This is a genomic window from Endozoicomonas sp. PH6C (assembly GCF_059322965.1).
On sequence record NZ_CP185342.1, the window covers coordinates 6,229,944 to 6,250,036 of the forward strand.

Genomic DNA, 20,093 nt, shown 5'->3' on the forward strand with positions numbered 1-20,093 from the left:
GCTTTCGATCAGGAGTTTCACGATGTCGGCATGGCCATTCTGGGCAGCCTTGAACAGCGGGGTGGTGCCATTGTTAGTCTGGGCGTTGAGATCCGCTCCAGCTTCGATCAGGATTTTCACACAGTCGGTATTGCCTTTGGCTGAAGCAATGATCAGCGGGGTGGTGCCATTCGTCATGGCAGCGTCGAGATCCGCCCCGGCGTTAATCAGGACTTTCACACAGTCGGTATTGCCTTTGGCTGAAGCAATGATCAGCGGGGTGGTGCCATTCGTCATGGCAGCGTCGAGATCCGCCCCGGCGTTAATCAGGACTTTCACACAGTCGGTGTTATTTTGTTGGACAGCGATGAACAGTGCGGTGCCGCCATTCTTAGCCCGGGCGTTGAGATCCACTTTGGCCTCGATCAGGAGTTTCACGATGTCGGTATGGCCATTCTGGGCAGCAATGATCAGTGCGGTGGTGCCATTCTTATTCCGGGCGTTGAGATCAGCCTCGGCCTCGATCAGGAGTTTCACGATGTCGGTATAGCCCTTCCCGGCAGCATTGATCAGCGGGGTGGAACCATTCTTATTCCGGGCGTTGAGATCAGCCCCGGCCTCAATCAGGAGTTTCACGATGTCGCCATGGCCATACTGGGCAGCGATGGTCAGCGGGGTGGCGCCATTGTCAGGCCGGGCGTTGAGATCCGCCCGGGCTTCGATCAGGATTTTTACGCAGTCAGTGTTATTTTCCTGGGCAGCGATGTACAGCGGGGAGGTGCCATCTTTATTTCGGGCGTTGAAATCCGCTTTGGCTTCGATCAGGAGTTTCACGATGTCGGCATGGCCCCTCTTGGCAGCGATGATCAGCAGGGTGGCGCCATTCATGGTCCGCTCATTGAGATCCGCACCGGCGTTGATCAGGCATTCGACGACGTCCCTGTGCCCCCGGATGGATGCCAACATCAAGGCAGTACGACCATTATTCATAACGGCATTGACATTGACTCCTTCTGCCAGTGACTTCTCCACCTGATCCAAATCCCCCTCAAAACAGCCACGATAAAACGCCGGATCGGGAAAAAATTTATCCGGGTGAGATTCACCGGTGTTCTCATTCACCATAGGCATCGGATTTTGCCGGCACATTGCACACCGGCGAGAGCCGATGGGGCGTTGAACAAAACACCTCGTAATACAGTCCAGATCGAAGCGCTTGCCACAACATTGGCTTTTGACGACCACAAGCGCTACATCACGGTAATGGAAGTGAATCATACAAATAGGACAGGGATCGGACTCCGGCGGTACGTCAGTGTCCACGGAGACGGCGGGGCGGGGAATGCCATCCATGAGTAGTACATCTGTGTTATTCACATGGCCTGCGCACTCCGGGCAGTGTCCATTGTCCAAATGTGGGCATGAGCTTTGTCCGGGCGTTGCTGCTGTGTGGCCTGTCGAATTTGCTGCGGAATTCATCGGCCATTCAGCAGACTCACTGCTATCGGATGATGGTCGGAATTGACAGACGCCATGACAGGGAGAGACAAAACAATCTAAACCCAAAGTATGCTGATGCTGCTGTGAGCCTCCGCTACCATCGGCAGAGTCAGAATCAGAATAAAGGAAGTTGCTGAAAGAGCCTGTAGGATCGGCGGTGGCTTCCTGAGCCTGCTGCCCAGAAGACTCTGATGGCGGGTGTTGTTGCTGGTTATTGCCAGAGCCGGGCACCGTAATGATGGCTGCCAACGGGTGATCCTGACGCAGCCCTTTTAGTTTCATCGTATTATACGACGGCGAGTACATATCCAAATAACTTTTTAAAAGCGAACCGAAAGCGACAACCATTTCTACAGGTAGCCATGAATGCGAGGTGGAGCTCAGTGGGGTATTTCTGGTGGTCAGGATCAGTTCGTAACTCACCAGCAGATAATTGGCGTAAAGCCATGGCCACGGAATTGATTCAGTGACCTTTGTTTTTAGCTCGTAGCCGCTTAGTCTGCCTTGTTTCTCATCAGACGATAAATCTGATCCTGCATAGCCTTTTGTGTGGGCAATGTCTGAGATGATACACGACAATGTATGAAGGCCAGGTGTTACAGAAAAGTTCTGGTTTGGAGAACCTGTTTTCTGTTCAAGCTCGATAACAAAACGTTTTGTCAGCGCTTGAGCCTGACAGACGACGGACAATACCATTAGCAACAGTGGTGCTGCATAGAGTGAGTGTTTAATCATTCTATCCCTGCATTCTGGTCATCCACCGCCTCTACTCCCCACAGTGCCCCGGCATTGATCAGCAGGTTCATGCAGTCAATATAGCCCAGCCTGGTTGCGATGGGCATCAGGGTGTCGCCATTTGACAAGACGGCAGTGACATTCGCCCCGGCGTTGATCAGGAGTTGCGCGCAGTTGGCATCGCCCATCTCGACTGCGATGAACAAAGGGGTGGCGCCACCAGAAGGCAAGGCGGCGTTTTATACCCGCCCGACAGAAACCGTGGAAATCAACAGCCACCGGATGATCAACCACCTGATGGACGACCTTGGGCTGGGGGAAAATAATCATGACCCTCGCTGTTATTGCCGATCACTACGGCCAGATTTGAAAAAGTACCGGCATAAACTACTGCCTGGCCACCAGAAAGCCTTTAAATCCATCCGAAGTTGCCGGACACCTGCTGCCGGAATGACACTGCTGGAATGCACTGCCTGCCAGCGCCGTGATCAACGTCCGATGTCCTGCGGTCACCGTAGCTGCAATCGCTGCCAGAATACCGATACCACTGAGTGGCTGGCAAGGCAGCGGCAAAAACTGCTCCCTGTTGAGTATTTCATGGTGACTTTTACTCTGCCTGCACAATTGCGGCAAATCGCATGGCAACACCAGCGTCAAGTCTATGACCTGTTGTTCAGGAAAGCAGCTGAAACCCTGAAAAGCTTTGGCTGCAATCACAAAAGTCTGGACGGGCAGCTCGGAATGACCGGCGTATTACATACCCACAGTCGTCGACTTGATTACCACCCTCATGTGCACTTTGTAGTTCCAGGTGGTGGTATTAATACCCGCCGTCGTGAATGGCGAAAGCTCAAGGGTAACTACCTGTTCAACAGTAACAACCTGGCCAGAGTCTTCCGGGGACGATTGTTGAAAGCTCTGAATGAAGCGGCTTTACTGACACCAACGCTTAAAAAATCGCTGCCCGAACTCTGGGTGGTGAATTGTCAGCACGTCGGAAAAGGCGAACCTGCTTTGAAATACTTGTCCAGATATCTCTACCGGGGCGTTATTGCTGACCGGCAGATTACAGGTCATGATGACGGACAAGTGACTTTCATCTATCGGAACAGTAAAACCGGTGCAAAAGAGCAGCGAACCATAAAAGGAGAAGGCTTTCTCTGGCTGGTTTTACAGCATGTTCTGCCCAAAGGATTGAGACGAGTCCGTGACTACGGATTCCTGCACTGTCGGGCTAAACGCAGACTTAACCTGATTCAGCTGATCTTGCAAGTCATGCTGAAACCTCTGGAACCTATCATCCGACCAAAACACGCCTGCAGAACCTGTGGCTGCGATATGAAAGTCATAGCATTCCGGTTCACAGGTTTCACCTGACCGATAAAAAAGGGCTTAAATTCACTCAACAGGGGAGAGCCAGCACAATCTGAATACATATTTTTACGACAATGCTCAATTAATAGCTTGGGCAGGGACGCGCTCATAACAAAAGCCAAAACCAACCTGCATCAGCTATAAAGGCTGCCAGAGAAAAAGCTATTTCCCATAAACCATTCCGAGTGGCTGTCAAATCCGGGCTTGTTCAACAACCGGATAAGATTGCGGCTGCGCGCAATCTATCCTTATTCGTTCTATTTTTTTGTCGCTACATTTAAAGCCTGCATAGGTGGCTTCAGTAAGCGCACCAATCGCAGTTTTAATTTCTGAGAGTTCACGGTCATGCTGTGCAAAGCGCAACCGATTTTCCTGCTGGTACTCTCGCATCTCCCGTCTTGTTGCCAGTATCTCTTGGTGTGTATCACCAGTGATCTCAATGAGACTACGAACTGCACTATCCAGTGAGTCAAAATGTGACTCAAGTTGCTCTATCCTGACTTCTAACGACATCGGGACTACTCTCGTTGTGAATGGAGTAACCAGCGTAGCAGAGACTGGTACAAAGACACCTAACATAGGGATATATTGCACACGCAGTATAATATCACTAACAGCCGTACCAAGAAGGATACTATCATGGCAGGGAAAGCAACTCTCGTGGAAATCGCAAAGGCCGACCATGGCATACGCATGGCCAAAGCTTATACGACATTGTTACTGCCCAACCCTGACAGTGTCTTACAACAACGAGGCCGTGACCTAAAGCTCTATGAAGAGATCCTGCGTGACGACCAGGTAAAATCCTGTTTCCAGCAAAGACGTTTGGCTGTCTCACAGTAACTAGAAAGTATTTCAGCTACGAATTTCAGACAAAAGCTCTGGATGATTGTTCAGCAGTCTGAACAGTTTTACCAGTGAAAGTGGTGGTTTGGTTTTGCCATTTTCGTATCGGGAAAATGCGTTACCCCCTCCACCAAAAATCTCTCCGGCCTCTTTCTGGTCAAGAGTCAGCTTTTTACGGACATTCGCAATAAAGCCCGGGTCGACTATGGAAGCGTTTACCTGTTTATTAAAAGCAACCATCGCCGCACTAACCCGCTCTGATTCTCTGGCGTCAAGAACGACCTCTCCACAAGCCGGACAATAACCTCCGGTAACATCCGGGATAGAAGTACTTTCACCTTTGTAACTGTGAGGCAAATCACGAGTGTCACGCACCAGATCGGCCCCAGAACATGCTGGACATTTCATCGTCTATAGCTCCTTAAAGGACACGACGAGTACATCATCAGTAACCGTCAGTTTCAGTTGACATCCTCCCCGCCCAAAACGACGGGCATTCATACAGCTAGACGGTCACGCCCGACCGCAGTGTATACCCTACTCAATATCGGGATGCACCTTATTCGACAACCTGCTCTACCTTTCAGATTGTCTGGGCGACTCACTGATCCCGGAAGGGGCAAAAACCATCGTCACAGTGACAGCAAAAAATGGTAATGGAACCAGCAAAGTGACCCTCAGAGATGGCAGTCAGAACACTGTCCTGGGAGAAGGTGTGGATGTGGGAAGCAAAGCCCTGGTTGAGGCTGGCGCCATTAAAACAGAGGTGCCTGATTGGCCTGTTTATGAGTCCTCTGTTTATTGAGGCTGTCGCAAAACTTCAACAGCTCCTTCTCACGCTCTGAAGTCGTCATTCCCGCGAAGGCGGGAATCCAGCGCCAACAGTGGGTCTCTGCCTTCTCGGGGATGACAAGGCCAGGGGTGCAACGGGCAGTATAGTTCTGGTGGTGAGTCAGTGTGGATTCCCGCCTTCGCGGGAATGACGAGAATGAAGCCGTGAATAACGGGAGTCAACTCGTTCTCACGCTGGAGAGAGTTTCGCGACCCCCTCTAATGGCTTGGGGCTATTTTGAGGGTTTTTAGGGTATATCAGAGGGTGTATTCATTGAAATACAGTTTCCCTTGATAAAAATAATTCAAATAAATCAACAAGTTAAAGCTTTTTCAATATTCTGCCAGAAATTGCTTACATTTAGAGTAATGACTGCAAACAATCATGAGCCAGAAAAACAGCTTTAGCTCACTATCATCAGGCTAAAAGCCGGGCTCGGTGATGTTTCCAATAATAAATCAAGCACTTAAGGATAATCAGCATGAAAGCAATACAAGCTCTGGTTTTACTGCTCCTGATGGCTTGCCTGAGCCTACCCGTTCAGGCAGAAAAAATTTACAAGTGGATTGATGAAAAGGGCACAGCTCACTACTCCTCCAGACCGCCACTGGTTAATGTTGATACCGAGATCATTTCAACGGTGAACGAGCATAAAGAAGAGCCTGAAGACCCGCCCCCTTCCGCTGAATCTGAGTCCACCCCGAAGAATCCTTCTGAAACCCGTCAAAATCCCGAAGTTCTGGCTTACTGTAAGACTCTTTCAGCCAACCTCGAGACACTCGACAGTGATGATCAGGTACGTCTGGACAAAGCCGATGGCAGTTTTGAAATACTGAATGACGAAGACCGGGAAAGGGAGAAGGAGAGAATTCATCAGCAAATGAAACAGTTCTGTTTCTGAGCAGGGCCACAATAACCACCGGGCAGGCTTAACTGCCCGGCTTCGTTCATTTAACTCTGACGTTTTTTACCTGTAATCTTTTTATAGATACGGTAGGAAAAACACGCCAGGGCACCGGTGACGCCGATAAAGACCATATGATCGGGCTCAGTCAGAAAGTGCATCAGCAATGAGAAAACACTTCCCTCTGAATGGTCTCCCGGATGAGCAAAGGCCTGAGAAGAGGCCAACACGGCGGCAGTGGCTATAGAAACAGTTCTCAGTTTTTTCATATCGTACTACTCCTGTCTATTTTTATTACCGCAAACGGTGAATATGCGACATTATACGCTCACGGCAGTGGGTTCGTGATCCTGTTTTTCAGGCATTTTCGCTTCCAGCATGCCTTTGTCAACGATAAAGTCGATCACTTCACGGACACCCTGCTCCGCTTTCAGGTTGGTGAACAGGAAAGGACGATCTCCGCGCATCTTTTTTGCATCCCTGTCCATGACTTCCAGAGAGGCTCCAACGATAGGTGCAAGATCGGTTTTATTGATGATCAACAGATCAGAACGGGTAATACCCGGCCCTCCCTTACGAGGAATCTTGTCTCCTGCGGAAACATCAATGACGTAGATGGTCAGGTCGGACAGCTCAGGGCTGAAGGTTGCACTGAGGTTATCGCCACCAGACTCCACCAAAACCATTTCCAGTCCCGGATGTCTCTGACAAAGCTCATCCACCGCTGCCAGATTCATGGATGCATCTTCACGAATAGCCGTATGAGGGCATCCACCGGTTTCAACGCCAATGATGCGATCTTCTTCCAACGCCTCATGACGAATCAGAAACTGCGCGTCTTCTTTCGTATAAATATCATTAGTCACCACTGCCAGATTATAATGCTGGCGCATGGATGCACAGAGTTTGGTAAGCAGTGCTGTTTTACCGGACCCCACAGGACCACCGACACCAACGCGGAGGGTTTGAGTCTGCTTGCTAGTCATATTTCTTCTTCCTAGGATCTGAACAATCTTGAATACTGGTGCTCATGCCAGCTGCTGGCCATGGCGAAATGCACCAGGTTATTCCCCAATTCGTGATCATGAATCGTCTTGGCGCTCTCGATCACAGGGCCAATTTCACTGGCCAGATGGTGCAAAATTTTCTGGGCATCGGTCTGTCCCAGGGGTACCGCCTTGGTTGCTGCTGTCACCTGGTTTTCGCACCATGACCAAAGCAGTCCGATAGCGGCAATGTCTTTCTCCATACCGTGACATAAACTCGATAAAGCAAACATAGCTGCCTGGGAGGGTATCTCCAGCCAGTCCGCTCTGGATTCTTGCGGGAATAAAGACTTCAGCCAGGTTTTGAATGCCCTGCCCACCTGACAGTCTTCATCATAAAGCTCTCGAGTTTCTCGAAAGGCGAGCAATTGACGGTTCCAGTGCTCAACTGATGGCCTGTCGTCAGACCGGAAAGCGTCGTAAAGTCGAAAGAATACCGGAACATCAAGACGACCCATTCCCTGCCCGAGCAACTGAGAGACCCAATGGCAGGTGGACTCACGATCAAAACACCATTGCCGATCAATAGCGGTTTCCAGACCCTGAGAGTAAGCAAAAGCCCCAACAGGCAGGGCTGGACTGGATAGATGCAAAAGGCCAAGTAATGCCTCAGTATTCATGGTTTTCTACCGGCTCATGGCTGTGCTCACCAGGGTGATGATGATGGTGATGACTATGCCCCCTGGCGTAAGCACCGCTTTCGGGCTCAAAAGGAGCTTCCGTGTGATCTACCGTCAGCCCCAGTAACATCACCATTTCATCCAGAACGTGATCTTTCTGGAATCGAAGCCAGTTATTACCTATCTGTAACGGAACATGGCGATTGCCAAGGTGATAGCAGGCTTTGGCAAACGTCAGGGCATTCTCACAACTGGCGGTTGTGACCTCTTCATCGCTGGCTCGAATCAATACGACTTCACCGCTGTCTGCCTGAAGCAGGGTGCCGTCTCTTAAAACATCGCCGCGCTCGATGAATATTCCCGCTGCTCTTCCTCCTTGGGTGGTCGCTTTTAAACGACCTCTCTTGCGCTCATCAAATGGCAGCAATAGCTCATCATTGTGCTGAACATCAGTTTCCTGCAGGCGCCTGGTTAACTTCAGCATTTCTTATTTTCCTTTGCTTGATTGGCTTTGGGCTATTTATTCTGACACTCCCCGCCCTATCGGGCGAGGGTTCTTAGATCGCTCCAAGAACCTTCCTGCTTCGTCACGCCTTCCCTAGATGGTTGCTTTCGCAGCCATCCCCGTTCCAGTCGCTCCACAGGCTAACCCCGCCAGCCCGGCGGTTTTGATATTCTTTGCTGCATTAATGTCCCGGTCGTGATGAGTGCGGCACTCTGGACACTCCCATTCACGAATAGACAACGGCAAGCTTTCATGGACAAACCCACAGCCGGAGCAACGCTTGGAGCTTGGAAAGAACCGGTCAATCTGAACAACCTTTCTTTCTGCCCACTCCGCCTTGTATTGCAACTGTCGGACAAATTCTCCCCAGTTTGCATCGGCTATGTGCTTGGCCAGCTTTGGATTTTGAATCATACCCTTCACGTTCAGAGACTCTACGCAAACAACTTGGTTCTCGTCTATAAATTCGCGGGATGCCTTGTGAGTAGCATCCATCCGGCAATCGGCAATTTTTGCATGGATACGAGCAACCTTGAGCTTTGCTTTAGCTCTGTTGCTGCTGCCTTTCTGCTTTTTCGACAACTGACGCTGAAGGTAGGCGAGCTTTCGCTCGTAGCGTTTGGTGTGCCTTGGATTACCGGATTTTTCACCGTCTGAAGTGATGAACAGATCATTCAAACCTAAATCAATGCCCACTGTCTTATTTCTAATAGGCATTGCTTTAGCTTCAAATTCGCACAACATAGAAACAAAGTACCGGCCTGCCCGATCTTTGCTGATAGTGACACTGGAAGGCTCAGAAGACAGTTCTCTGCTCCAGCGAATGTTCAGAGGCTCTTTGCTTTTGGCTATAAACAGGTGGCCGTTTTTAACGCTGAAAGCAGCCTTTGTCAGCCGCATACTTTGTCTTGAATGTCTTTTTTTGAACTTAGGGTATTTCGCCCTGCCAGCCCAAAAGTTCTTGAAGGCTTCCTGCTGATCTCTGAGTGTTTGTTGCAGGATGACACTGGATACATCTGCCAGAAATGGGAACTCTGTCTTGAGCGACACAAGCCGCTTTTCTGCCTCGGAATGGGAGATAGATTGCCCGTCTTTGTAGTAGGCATCAGTGCGAAAACGGAGGGTGTTGTTATAGACAAAACGGGCGCAACCAAACGACTGGGCAAGAAGTATTTCCTGTTCCGGCGTTGGGTAGAATCGTTCTTTGTAGGCACGTTTAGTTTTCATGGCAGGAATATTACAGAAACGATAAGCGCCTGTAAATAATTAAGGATTCCGGTTCTGCAAGCCCTACACGGGCTTGTTGCTTATATCACCGCCCGATTGGGCGATGCTTTACGCAGGTTCAGGTAAAAAATGATTAAAAAAGAAAGTAGCGCTGTGCCAGAGGTACGACTTTGGCCGGTTCACAGACCAGCAGCTCGCCATCGGCACGCACTTCATAGGTCTCTGGATTCACTTCCATATGGGGCTGCCAGGTGTTCAGCAACATATCTTTCTTGCGAATCGTTCGGGTATTTTTTACCGCAGAAACGACTTTATTCAATCCTAATTTACGGCCAATGTCGTTTTCAAAAGCGGCCTGCGAAACAAACGAAAGAGAGGTAGCAGAAACGGTTTTACCCAGAGCCCCAAACATGGGTCGGTAATGAACCGGTTGTGGTGTCGGGATAGACGCATTGGGATCACCCATAGGTGCCATGGCAATCGCTCCACCCTTTAATACCAGAGAAGGTTTAGTGCCAAAGAATGCCGGTTTCCAAAGCACCAGGTCAGCCAGCTTACCCGGCTCGACAGAGCCCACTTCATGAGAAATACCATGGGTTATTGCCGGATTCATGGTGTATTTCGCCACATAACGGCGTGCCCTGAAGTTATCCACACCCGCCGATGAGTCTTCAGGCAATAATCCCCGTTGAACTTTCATTTTATGAGCCGTCTGCCAGGTACGACAAACCACTTCACCGACCCGCCCCATGGCCTGGGAGTCCGAAGCAATCATCGAGAAAGCGCCCAGGTCATGTAGAATATCTTCTGCTGCAATGGTTTCTCGACGAATGCGGGAGTCGGCAAAAGCCACATCTTCAGGAATGTTCGGATCGAGATGGTGACAAACCATCAGCATATCCAGATGCTCATCAACCGTGTTGATGGTGTATGGACGTGTCGGGTTGGTAGACGACGGAAGGACAAAGTCTTCACCACAGGCCTTGATAATATCGGGAGCATGTCCGCCTCCGGCACCCTCGGTATGATAGGTGTGGATAACTCTGCCCTTAAATGCGGCAATAGTATCTTCAACAAAGCCGGATTCATTCAGGGTGTCGGTGTGAATAGCTACCTGAATGTCGTATTTCTCTGCCACTCCAAGGCAACAGTCAATAGAGGCTGGAGTGGTCCCCCAGTCTTCATGAAGCTTGAGCCCCATGGCTCCCGCCAGAACCTGCTCTTCCAGTGCTGCGGGTATGCTGGCGTTGCCTTTGCCAAGAAAACCGATATTCATAGGTAAACTGTCCACAGCCTGCAGCATGGAACTCATATGCCACTCACCGGGTGTACAGGTTGTCGCATTGCTCCCTGTAGCAGGTCCGGTGCCGCCACCGAGCATGGTGGTGACCCCGGAAGCCAGGGCTTCTTCTATCTGTTGGGGGCAGATGAAGTGGATATGGGCATCAATCCCCCCCGCAGTGACAACCTGACCTTCGCCGGCAATCACTTCGGTGCCGGGACCAATAATGATGTCGACTCCGGCCTGCACGTCGGGGTTGCCGGCCTTGCCTATCTTTTCTATCCGGCCGTTTTTAATGCCAATATCCGCTTTTACGATGCCCCAGTGATCCAGAATCAGAGCATTGGTGATGACCGTATCCACAACATCAGCACCTGTTCTCTGACTCTGGCCCATACCGTCACGAATAACCTTGCCGCCTCCAAACTTCACTTCGTCGCCATAAACGGTAAAGTCTTTCTCCGGACTGATGAACAGATCCGTGTCACCAAGACGTACTTTGTCGCCTACGGTCGGACCAAACATGTCCACATAGGTTTGACGTTCCATTCTGGCCATTATTTATCTCCCTGCTCAAGCTCACCCATGACATCACCTCGGAAACCATAGATTTTGCCTTCTCCGGCAAAACGCACCAATTCAACCTGTCGATCCTGACCAGGCTCAAAACGGACAGCGGTTCCTGCCGGGATATTCAACCGGAAACCGAGAGTGGATTCCCGATCAAAAGCCAGTGCCGGGTTCACTTCATAGAAATGATAATGAGAACCAACCTGTACTGGCCTGTCGCCAGTATTGGCCACGGAGACAACGCAGGTCTCCCGCCCTTTATTAATCTCGATTGCCTCTTCGCAGGCAATGACCTCTCCTGGAATCATAAAACCTCCTGCTCTACGCAATGGGATTGTGAACCGTCACCAGTTTGGTGCCGTCCGGAAAGGTGGCTTCTACCTGAACTTCATGAATCATCTCGGGAATGCCTTCCATGACATGGTCACGAGTCAGGATTTCACGCCCTTCATTCATCAGCTGAGCAACTGTCTTGCCGTCTCTGGCGCCCTCCATTATGTGCATCGAAATCAGCGCAATGGACTCCGGGTAATTCAGCTTTACTCCCCTGCCAAGGCGACGTTCAGCAACCAGTGCCGCTGTGTATAACAGCAATTTGTCTTTTTCTCTGGGGGTCAGCTCCATGAGAGCCCTCCAATTTATCCTTGTGGTCTTTTAATGCGCTATTGGTAGGTTATAGGCATCAACAATCAGGTATTCCAGATTCTGGGCTTGCAACCTTTCCGGCCATTCAATTGGCCACGAAGCTCATTCCAAAGCCAGGTAAACAGTGTTCTGGCCTGTTCAGGTGAGCTGCCCAGATAGCGAGCAATAAAAACCCCGTTTCGCCAGGTAATGGCTGTACATTTAGAGCCTCCGCAGGCTTCCAGCCTTTCATGCAGATGATCACAACCGGGGTCTTGTTCAAAGGTCATGAGCAGTGTACCGAATACATGCTGGCCATTAAGACCAAGAACGGACTGAGCAAGAGGTGAGCCCGCTGCCAGCTCCAGCCTTTCTCGATAAAGTGGCTGATCGTTACGAGTGAGGTGAAGATTCTGGATCACCCTGCCCTGCTCAAAGGCTTCGCCACTGGCTTTACGACCAAGACAAACGATATCCCAGCCTGCGTAGCAGCCATTGCCGTTCAACTCAATGGATGTATTCAGTTCCGCTTCTGCACCATTGAAAATAATAGTTTCCTGAGGCAACCATTCGAGACAGGCATTGTCTTGAACGACCATGGACGTCAGCTGTTTCTGAAGACGGCCATTACCATTAAAGTAGACTTTCCCTGCAGCAGGAGTAGTCACCAGTCCGGATGCACCAGAGTGGGCTTCAAAACTCTGAATCAGCTCATCACCGGCCACCAACCCTCCTGGCGGGTGAAGAATATAGAGATGCGCCAGGTCTTTACCTTCTGGCCAGAACGGACGTTGAATCCGCAGGGGACCATAATGGCGCGTGCGGCCCATGCGGGTATGGCCGTCCATGTATTTCAGCTCCACAGCAATTCCGGCACGCCAGCCGCTGTCTCCGGACGCAACGTCACCCTGATCGGAATCAGTATCCGGGTTGGATCGCGGGATAGAGTGTCGATTGAATGCCAGCCCCATACTTCTGCCCTTACTGTTAAAGGTCATCTCTGGCCTGCAAAAGATGTTCCATTTTATTTTTATACGACTGCTGACATTCTTGACCATAAAGTCAGCTTAAATAGCACCAAAAAAATACATAGGCACCATATTGGTGATCGAGGATGTTCTGAAATAAGGCATCTACTGTCAAGACGATATTAAGAAATTAACTCTAACTCAACTGTTAGAAGTGAGAGCTTTTCCTAATGAACGACAGTTACATAATATATTGGCATGCACATTGCTGTCACACTGTCGCACATAAGGATAAAAAACAGGATTAATAAAAACTATGAAGAGCTCCCTCAAAAAACTCTCGAAGGGCCTGGTTGTAGCTTCTGCAGCAACCGCCGCCCTCTCTTTTTCGGTCATATCCCAGGCTGCAGATACCATCAAGGTAGGTGTTTTACATTCTCTGTCAGGCACCATGGCGATCAGTGAAACCACATTAAAAGACACTGTTTTAATGATGGTGGACGAGCAGAATAAGAAAGGTGGACTACTGGGTAAGAAACTCGAAGCGGTTGTTGTTGATCCTGCCTCTGACTGGCCTCTGTTTGCAGAAAAAGCGCGTGAGCTGCTGGCAAAAGAAAAAGTCGATGTCATTTTTGGCGGCTGGACTTCCGTATCCAGAAAATCAGTTCTGCCAGTGGTTGAAGAGTTAAACGGCCTGATGTTCTACCCGGTTCAGTATGAGGGACAAGAGTCATCCAAAAACGTTTTCTACACCGGCGCAGCGCCTAACCAGCAGGCTATTCCTGCGGTTGATTATCTAATGAGTTCAGAGGGCGGCAGCGTCAAACGTTTTGTTCTGGCCGGTACTGATTACGTCTACCCGAGAACCACCAACAAGATTCTGGAATCCTACCTGAAGAGCAAGGGTATCAAAGAGTCGGACATCATGATCAATTACACGCCTTTTGGTCACTCTGACTGGCAGACCATTGTTTCTGATATCAAGAAGTTTGGTAAAGCTGGTAAAAAAACGGCGGTTATTTCCACCATTAATGGCGACGCCAACGTACCTTTCTATAAAGAACTGGCTAATCAGGGCATTGCTGCTGAACAGATTCCGGTGATTGCCTTCTCTGTTGGTGAAGAAGAGCTGTCAGGTATAGATACTGCACCTCTGGTAGGCCACCTGGCAGCCTGGAACTACTTTATGAGTGCCGAGAGTGATATCAACGATGAGTTCATCGAAACCTGGCAGACCTTTACCAAGAATGAAGAGCGTGTTGCCAATGATCCAATGGAAGCCACTTATATTGGCTTCAACATGTGGACAAAAGCCGTTGAAAAAGCAGGAACCACCAGCGTTGATGCCGTCCGTTCGGCCATGTATGGCATCACTGTTCCCAACCTGACGGGTGGTATTGCTGTGATGAACACCAACCATCACCTGACCAAACCGGTATTGATTGGCGAAATTCAGGACGATGGCCAGTTTGAAATTGTCTGGGAAACCAAAGGGGGCGTCATTGGTGATGCCTGGACTCAATATCTGCCCGAAAGCTCGAAAATTGTTGCTGACTGGTCAGCCCCGATCAAGTGTGGCAACTACAACCTGGAATCAGGTGTCTGCTCTGGTCAGAACTACTGATTAGTCGTCTTTTGTTGAAGTCATAGCAATCGTGCTCTCTAACTCCCGTAATGAGCATGGAGATTTGAGCCTTAAGACAAGGCGACGATCGCCAACGCAGGATTAAAGCCCAAATCTTCAGCGCAATAGGGAGTTAGAAAGTTCGATTGGTATCACATGGCATGAGAAGTTAGTTTTTTCATGCCATCACCAAACGCCTGTCCAATACAAGACAGGCCAACACATAGTTATTCACTGGAAATTTTATGACCTGGAGACTCTGGCAAGTATTGCCTTTAGTATGCCTCTGTCTTCTTTTTGTCTTTGTCTCATCCTCACAGGCTCTGGCCAATAGCAACACCACAAGCAATGAAGAGCTGGCCAGACAATTGAGTGAGAAGTCATGGGACAAACTGGAGACCACCGTAACCCATCTCTCTGCCAAAGGTGATGATAAAAGCCAGAAACTGTTAACCCTCTGGTTATCTGGCCAACTGTTTATTGAAAAGAGCACGGGTCGTCTGGTCACGGGCAATAAGTCAGGTCGACTGTATCTCATTGCTGACCCGATTACCGATGAAGCCCTGGGTGAAGTCAAAAAGCGCAGCTTGAAAAAAATCAGAATCAATAACCGGCTGCGAAACTCCATCAGAACCGCTCTGGCTCTCTGGGACCTCAAGTCTGAAGACCCGGAAAAGCGCCTTCAGGCAGTTAAGGAAACATCCAGAAACCTTCAGGCTGACACATTGGCCATTCTCAAAACCATGCTGGAGAAGGAGTCCGATGAGGATGTTCATTCAGCTCTGACAACAGCGGTTGCCTTATATCAGATCCAACAGGGTAGTGATGAACTCAAGCTCCAAAGCCTTGAAATTCTGTCTGAGTCTGATGATCCCTTTGTTGGTTCAGTATTGGAATCAGCGAAAACAGAGACTAAGAACAAAGAAATTCTTCTGGGCATAGACACCGCACTGGCCGACATGGATCGAAGACAGGAATACTACTCCGCAATAGAAAGTGTTTTCTTTGGCTTGAGTCTGGGTTCGGTATTACTTCTGGCTGCCATTGGTCTGGCGATCACTTTTGGTGTTATGGGGGTTATCAACATGGCCCATGGCGAAATGATGATGCTTGGCGCTTATACGACTTTTGTCATTCAATCAGCTTTTCCATCATTATTGGAACAATCTCTGTTTATTGCCATTCCTGCCGCCTTTGTTGTTGCTGGTACCGTCGGTATTTTGATTGAGCGACTGGTCATACGTCACCTTTATGGTCGCCCACTGGAAACGCTTCTGGCCACTTTTGGTATCAGTCTGATACTGCAACAGGCCGTAAGAACCGTCTTCTCTCCCCTGAACCAGGCAGTCTCAACACCGGAATGGTTAAGCGGCTCCTGGGTGATCAATGAAGCTTTATCTCTGACCTGGAACCGAGTCTACATCATTGGCTTCAGTCTGGCCGTCTTTCTGACTCTGTTGTTTATCCTGCGCTACACCCGATTTGGTTTGAATGTGCGGGCAGTTACCCAGAATCGCGCCATGGCCAACTCTATGGGTATTCCCACCCACCGTATTGACGCACTGACCTTTGGCCTTGGTTCCGGTATTGCCGGCGTTGCTGGTGTTGCCCTGTCCCAGTTAACCAATGTGGGTCCAAATCTCGGCCAGAACTACATCATCGACTCTTTCATGGTGGTGGTCTTTGGTGGTGTTGGAAATCTCTGGGGCACACTGGTGGCAGCCATGAGCCTGGGTGTCGTCAATAAGTTGCTGGAACCCTGGGCAGGTGCAGTCGTTGCCAAAATCCTGGTACTGATTTTCATTATTCTGTTTATTCAGAAAAGACCCAAAGGCCTGTTCGCCCTCAAGGGTCGTGCGGTGGAGGATTGATCCGTGAGTTCTGTAACATTGTCGTCAAAGAGCCATGAGCCAAAAAACAGCCATAGGCAAAAGATGCATGGAAAAGGTCCTCTCAGTCGTTTTCTTCTGGACGACCCAGCAGGCAAATGGCTTTTGATAGCGGTTTTTGTCATTAGCATCATGGTCTCCGGGCTCAACCTTCTGGCACCTGAAGGCTCTGCCCTGCATGTCAGCAGTTATACCGTCACACTGCTTGGAAAATATCTCTGTCTCGGCCTTCTGGCCTTGGCTCTCGATCTGGTCTGGGGTTATTGCGGCATCCTCAGTCTCGGCCATGGTGCCTTTTTTGCCCTCGGTGGCTATGCCATGGGGATGTACCTGATGCGTCAGATTGGTGACCGTGGTGTCTATGGCAATCCTGAGCTGCCGGACTTCATGGTGTTTTTAAGCTGGCAGGAACTGCCCTGGTACTGGCAGGGTTTTGATTCTTTCTTGTTTACTATTGTGATGGTGGCTGTGGTTCCCGGCATTCTCGCTTTCCTGTTTGGCTGGCTGGCATTCCGTTCCAGAGTCACCGGCGTCTATCTGTCCATCATTACTCAGGCACTGACTTATGCCCTGATGCTGATGTTCTTCCAGAATGATTTCGGTTTTGGTGGCAACAATGGCCTGACCGACTTTAAAGATATTCTGGGCTTCAGCCTGCAAAGTGATACAACCCGTGTCGCTCTGTTGATGTTTTCAGCGCTGGCCCTGGGACTGGGCTACCTGATTTGTCGATGGCTGGTGAATTCCCGTTACGGAAGAGTTCTGATGGCTGTCAGAGATGCCGAAAGCAGAACCCGCTTTATGGGTTATCGGGTTGAACATTACAAGCTGGTTGCTTTTGTGGTTTCTGCTGTGTTGGCCGGCATTGCAGGCGCACTTTATGTGCCACAGGTAGGCATTATTAATCCGGGTGAGTTCTCCCCCGTCAACTCTATTGAACTGGTGATCTGGGTGGCCGTTGGTGGCAGAGGAACACTCTATGGTGCAATCATAGGCGCACTGCTCGTTAATTATGCCAAAACCTGGTTTACCGGAGCGATGCCCGATGCCTGGCTGTTTGCACTGGGTGCACTGTTTGTCGTCACAACACTCTGGTTACCCAAGGGCGTTGTTGGTTTATTCAGTCAAGTTCGTGAAAAGTTTTTGAAACCATCAGCCCGGACTCGGGAACAGGAGGTAGCCGATCGTGGTTGATAAGCATATATCGGATAACACTCTTCTCTATCTTGACAATGTGACAGTCAGCTTTGATGGCTTCAAAGCCCTGAACAGCCTGTCTTTTTTAATCAACCAGTGTGAACTCAGGGCCATCATTGGCCCTAATGGTGCCGGTAAAAGCACCATGATGGACGTCATCACTGGTAAAACCCGACCTGATAGCGGAGAGGTGCTGTTTAATAAAAACCGCTCAGGGCTGCTTAATAAGAGCCGCTCAAGGCTGCTTAACAAGAGCCGCTCAAGGCTTTCAAGAGGTTCTATCAATCTCACACAACACGATGAAGCAGAAGTGGCCAATCTGGGAATTGGCCGAAAGTTTCAGAAACCTTCTGTCATCGAGAGCCTGACGGTCTGGGAAAATCTGGAGCTGGCTCTTAAAGGTCGTCGTTCACCTTTTGAGTCTATGTTCAAAGCACTTTCTGCAGAGGGTCATAGAAAGATTGACAAAACACTCGGCAGAATCCGCCTTCAGGATCGCCGTGACTTTATTGGAGCATCCCTGTCTCACGGTCAGAAGCAGTGGCTTGAAATCGGTATGTTATTGCTTCAGGACCCCGAGCTTCTTCTGATTGATGAGCCTGCAGCCGGTATGACAGATGAAGAAACCTTCAGAACCGCTGACCTGCTTCGAGAATTGTCTGAAGAGCGAAGCGTCGTGGTCGTCGAGCATGACATGGCCTTTATCAAAGCGCTTGACTGTAAGGTTCTGGTACTTCACGAAGGCAGTGTCCTGGCAGAAGGGTCGCTGGATCATGTTCAGCAAGATCAAAAAGTCATCGACGTCTATCTGGGGAGATAGCCTGAGGCCAAAAAGCAGCGCTGTGCTGGAGAATAATATGCTTGAAGTTCAGAACATAGATGTTTTTTACGGTGCCAGTCAGGCACTGAAGTCTGTCTCCCTGACAGCGGATAAAGGTCAGGTCACCAGTATTATGGGTCGCAACGGTGTGGGTAAAACCACATTAATGAATACTGTTGCCGGGCGAGTTTCAGCCTCGTCCGGGCAGATACTCTGGAAGGGTCAGTCCATCAATAATCTGACTTCACACCAGCGGGCCCGTCAGGGAATTGCTTACGTACCCCAGGGTCGACAGATTTTCCCTCTGCTCACGGTTCAGGAAAATCTGGAAACAGGATTTGCCTGTCTGCCGCGTCCTCAGCGGAGAGTTGATCGGGAAATATACGACCTTTTTCCTGCCTTGCTGGAGATGAGACATCGTCGTGGAGGCGACCTCTCGGGTGGCCAACAACAGCAACTGGCTATTGCCCGGGCACTGGTCACCCAACCGGAGTTATTAATTCTTGATGAACCAACCGAAGGCATTCAGCCTTCCATCATCAAAGATATTCAATCCGTCATAGGAATGCTCAGGGACAGGGGAGAAATAGCCATACTGCTGGTAGAACAATACTTTGAATTTGCCCGGGATCTGGCAGATCAATATGCCGTACTGGATCGTGGTGAACTGGTACTGTCAGGAGCAGGCAGTGAGATGAATGAAAAGGAAGTCAGACGACTGATGACGGTGTAAAGTCCTTCAGATGAATACTGTCTGCCGCTTTGTCTGTATTCATCTGACCTGCGATCCAAATCAATTCATCAAACAGTCAAACCGCTCCACCAGCACCAGTAAATGAGTGGCTTCTATTTTCTCCACCATCAGAGCTTCTTCTGCATAAGGCTTGATGTTCGAGCCTTTCGGCAAGTCAGCCCCCTGATCAAGAATGGCATGGACCCGGGGAATAAACAGCCATTGCAGCCACTGAGTAAATCCCATGGTATCCATACAAAAAGGCGTTGTACTGGCCAGCGCCTGAGCTGAAGGTGGCGAAGCCTGCCAGCAGTCCAGTCTTTTTAACTCTGCTTCAAGAGCTATCAATAGTTCTCTTACTTCTGTACTCATCAACTGTCTTTTACCATGAAAACCCAAACCGTATTTTACTATGAAAATTGATTGACATCCTCTCCGCTCCAAAGAGGGTTATGCAACGGTGGATTCAAACGATAAGTGCACGCGACTTCCCTGAATACGTTCGCTTTAATCGAGTGAAGTCAGAAAGCTACTAATCTGTCGTCTAAGACCTGATTCCGGCCCCAGACTCAGAGCTCTGTCTGCCAGCTCTCGGGCCTGACCATAATGTCCCTGTTTTTTCCTGAGTTGCGCCAACAGGAAATACACCGATGGATCGGTTGGACTGATTCTCATGGCTCTGGACAGGGAACTTTCAGCAGTGTTCAGATCATTTTCCGCCATGGCACTCGATGCCTGATCCAGCAGAATACCAACAGCATCCGTTCGACTCCCATGAGGAGAAGTAGTTTCTACATCTGAGGGTGGCATATACGTCA

At 49.7% G+C, this 20,093-nt stretch carries 23 protein-coding genes and 1 pseudogene; 9 read left to right on the top strand and 15 right to left on the bottom strand.

Translation table 11 applies throughout. The annotated features are described in order from the left end of the window. Positions 1–9: 9 nt before the first annotated feature. Both ACOMG9_RS21785 and ACOMG9_RS21790 read right to left on the bottom strand, forming a co-directional pair. Positions 10–2,214, bottom strand: a pseudogene (locus ACOMG9_RS21785) (ankyrin repeat domain-containing protein); the annotation flags it as partial. Further along, positions 2,211–2,402 (bottom strand): hypothetical protein, encoded by a 192-nt coding sequence (locus tag ACOMG9_RS21790; protein ID WP_448218451.1) that lies wholly within the window; start codon positions 2,400–2,402, stop codon positions 2,211–2,213. The pseudogene ACOMG9_RS21785 and the gene ACOMG9_RS21790, both read right to left, overlap by 4 nt. A gap of 109 nt (positions 2,403–2,511) precedes the next feature. Between ACOMG9_RS21790 and ACOMG9_RS21795 the strand changes: the two genes are divergently transcribed. Continuing rightward, positions 2,512–3,591 carry an IS91 family transposase gene (locus tag ACOMG9_RS21795; RefSeq protein WP_448218668.1) on the top strand — a complete coding sequence of 360 codons (1,080 nt, stop codon included), beginning with the start codon at positions 2,512–2,514 and terminating at the stop codon, positions 3,589–3,591. A gap of 189 nt (positions 3,592–3,780) precedes the next feature. Here the strand turns inward: ACOMG9_RS21795 and ACOMG9_RS21800 are convergent, their stop codons facing one another. Further along, on the bottom strand, positions 3,781–4,101 hold the full coding sequence (locus tag ACOMG9_RS21800) for a hypothetical protein (RefSeq protein ID WP_448218452.1): 321 nt from the start codon (positions 4,099–4,101) through the stop codon (positions 3,781–3,783). A 126-nt stretch (positions 4,102–4,227) separates the two neighbouring features. Between ACOMG9_RS21800 and ACOMG9_RS21805 the strand changes: the two genes are divergently transcribed. Next, positions 4,228–4,431, top strand: a complete 204-nt coding sequence (locus ACOMG9_RS21805) for a hypothetical protein (RefSeq protein ID WP_448218453.1) — start codon at positions 4,228–4,230, stop codon at positions 4,429–4,431. Positions 4,432–4,443: 12 nt separating this feature from the next. Here ACOMG9_RS21805 and ACOMG9_RS21810 read toward each other — a convergent pair whose 3' ends face one another. Next, complete coding sequence (locus tag ACOMG9_RS21810) at positions 4,444–4,842, bottom strand: type II toxin-antitoxin system MqsA family antitoxin (protein ID WP_448218454.1); 399 nt, start codon at positions 4,840–4,842, stop codon at positions 4,444–4,446. 229 nt (positions 4,843–5,071) lie between these two features. Here ACOMG9_RS21810 and ACOMG9_RS21815 point away from each other — a divergent pair, with 229 nt between their 5' ends. Beyond that, positions 5,072–5,239, top strand: a complete 168-nt coding sequence (locus ACOMG9_RS21815; protein WP_494529408.1) for a hypothetical protein — start codon at positions 5,072–5,074, stop codon at positions 5,237–5,239. Between the two features lie 508 nt (positions 5,240–5,747). Continuing rightward, a complete protein-coding gene (locus ACOMG9_RS21820) occupies positions 5,748–6,167 on the top strand; it encodes a DUF4124 domain-containing protein (RefSeq protein WP_494529409.1) in 420 nt (139 codons plus the stop codon). Between the two features lie 50 nt (positions 6,168–6,217). Here the strand turns inward: ACOMG9_RS21820 and ACOMG9_RS21825 are convergent, their stop codons facing one another. The 9 genes from ACOMG9_RS21825 to ACOMG9_RS21865 all read right to left on the bottom strand — a co-directional run bounded on the left by ACOMG9_RS21825 (position 6,218) and on the right by ACOMG9_RS21865 (position 13,102). Then, on the bottom strand, positions 6,218–6,439 hold the full coding sequence (locus tag ACOMG9_RS21825; RefSeq protein ID WP_494529410.1) for a HupE/UreJ family protein: 222 nt from the start codon (positions 6,437–6,439) through the stop codon (positions 6,218–6,220). A gap of 51 nt (positions 6,440–6,490) precedes the next feature. Then, a complete protein-coding gene (gene ureG, locus ACOMG9_RS21830; protein ID WP_422135548.1) occupies positions 6,491–7,156 on the bottom strand; it encodes an urease accessory protein UreG in 666 nt (221 codons plus the stop codon). An 11-nt stretch (positions 7,157–7,167) separates the two neighbouring features. Beyond that, positions 7,168–7,836: an urease accessory protein UreF gene (locus tag ACOMG9_RS21835; RefSeq protein WP_448218458.1), complete on the bottom strand. Its 669-nt coding sequence runs from the start codon at positions 7,834–7,836 to the stop codon at positions 7,168–7,170. Then, positions 7,826–8,320 carry an urease accessory protein UreE gene (gene ureE, locus ACOMG9_RS21840; RefSeq protein WP_448218459.1) on the bottom strand — a complete coding sequence of 165 codons (495 nt, stop codon included), beginning with the start codon at positions 8,318–8,320 and terminating at the stop codon, positions 7,826–7,828. The genes ACOMG9_RS21835 and ureE overlap by 11 nt, the downstream gene beginning before the upstream one ends. A gap of 114 nt (positions 8,321–8,434) precedes the next feature. Beyond that, entirely contained in the window at positions 8,435–9,568 is a 1,134-nt protein-coding gene (locus ACOMG9_RS21845; protein ID WP_422472855.1) for an RNA-guided endonuclease InsQ/TnpB family protein, read from the bottom strand. 133 nt (positions 9,569–9,701) lie between these two features. Further along, positions 9,702–11,408, bottom strand: a complete 1,707-nt coding sequence (gene ureC, locus ACOMG9_RS21850) for an urease subunit alpha (RefSeq protein WP_422139067.1) — start codon at positions 11,406–11,408, stop codon at positions 9,702–9,704. Continuing rightward, entirely contained in the window at positions 11,408–11,728 is a 321-nt protein-coding gene (locus ACOMG9_RS21855; protein WP_448218461.1) for an urease subunit beta, read from the bottom strand. The genes ureC and ACOMG9_RS21855 overlap by 1 nt, the downstream gene beginning before the upstream one ends. Before the next feature lie 13 nt (positions 11,729–11,741). Further along, positions 11,742–12,044 carry an urease subunit gamma gene (locus tag ACOMG9_RS21860; RefSeq protein WP_422135553.1) on the bottom strand — a complete coding sequence of 101 codons (303 nt, stop codon included), beginning with the start codon at positions 12,042–12,044 and terminating at the stop codon, positions 11,742–11,744. A 65-nt stretch (positions 12,045–12,109) separates the two neighbouring features. Beyond that, entirely contained in the window at positions 12,110–13,102 is a 993-nt protein-coding gene (locus ACOMG9_RS21865) for an urease accessory protein UreD (protein ID WP_494529411.1), read from the bottom strand. A 226-nt stretch (positions 13,103–13,328) separates the two neighbouring features. On the opposite strand from ACOMG9_RS21865, the gene urtA reads away from it, so the two are divergent. From urtA to urtE, 5 genes are all read left to right on the top strand, one after another. Next, entirely contained in the window at positions 13,329–14,636 is a 1,308-nt protein-coding gene (gene urtA / locus ACOMG9_RS21870) for an urea ABC transporter substrate-binding protein (protein WP_494529412.1), read from the top strand. A gap of 245 nt (positions 14,637–14,881) precedes the next feature. Then, a complete protein-coding gene (urtB, locus tag ACOMG9_RS21875) occupies positions 14,882–16,507 on the top strand; it encodes an urea ABC transporter permease subunit UrtB (RefSeq protein WP_494529413.1) in 1,626 nt (541 codons plus the stop codon). 63 nt (positions 16,508–16,570) lie between these two features. Beyond that, the gene (urtC, locus tag ACOMG9_RS21880; RefSeq protein ID WP_448218669.1) at positions 16,571–17,719 is read left to right on the top strand and encodes an urea ABC transporter permease subunit UrtC; all 1,149 of its coding nucleotides are present in this window, start codon (positions 16,571–16,573) and stop codon (positions 17,717–17,719) included. Continuing rightward, a complete protein-coding gene (locus ACOMG9_RS21885) occupies positions 17,712–18,542 on the top strand; it encodes an ABC transporter ATP-binding protein (protein ID WP_494529414.1) in 831 nt (276 codons plus the stop codon). Before urtC ends, ACOMG9_RS21885 begins: the two co-directional genes overlap by 8 nt. 37 nt (positions 18,543–18,579) lie before the next feature. After that, positions 18,580–19,275, top strand: a complete 696-nt coding sequence (gene urtE, locus ACOMG9_RS21890; RefSeq protein ID WP_494529415.1) for an urea ABC transporter ATP-binding subunit UrtE — start codon at positions 18,580–18,582, stop codon at positions 19,273–19,275. Between the two features lie 60 nt (positions 19,276–19,335). Here the strand turns inward: urtE and ACOMG9_RS21895 are convergent, their stop codons facing one another. Both ACOMG9_RS21895 and ACOMG9_RS21900 read right to left on the bottom strand, forming a co-directional pair. Next, positions 19,336–19,647 (bottom strand): YqcC family protein, encoded by a 312-nt coding sequence (locus ACOMG9_RS21895; protein WP_422135559.1) that lies wholly within the window; start codon positions 19,645–19,647, stop codon positions 19,336–19,338. 135 nt (positions 19,648–19,782) lie between these two features. Continuing rightward, on the bottom strand, positions 19,783–20,085 hold the full coding sequence (locus tag ACOMG9_RS21900; protein ID WP_422135560.1) for a tetratricopeptide repeat protein: 303 nt from the start codon (positions 20,083–20,085) through the stop codon (positions 19,783–19,785). Between the last annotated feature and the right edge of the window lie 8 nt (positions 20,086–20,093).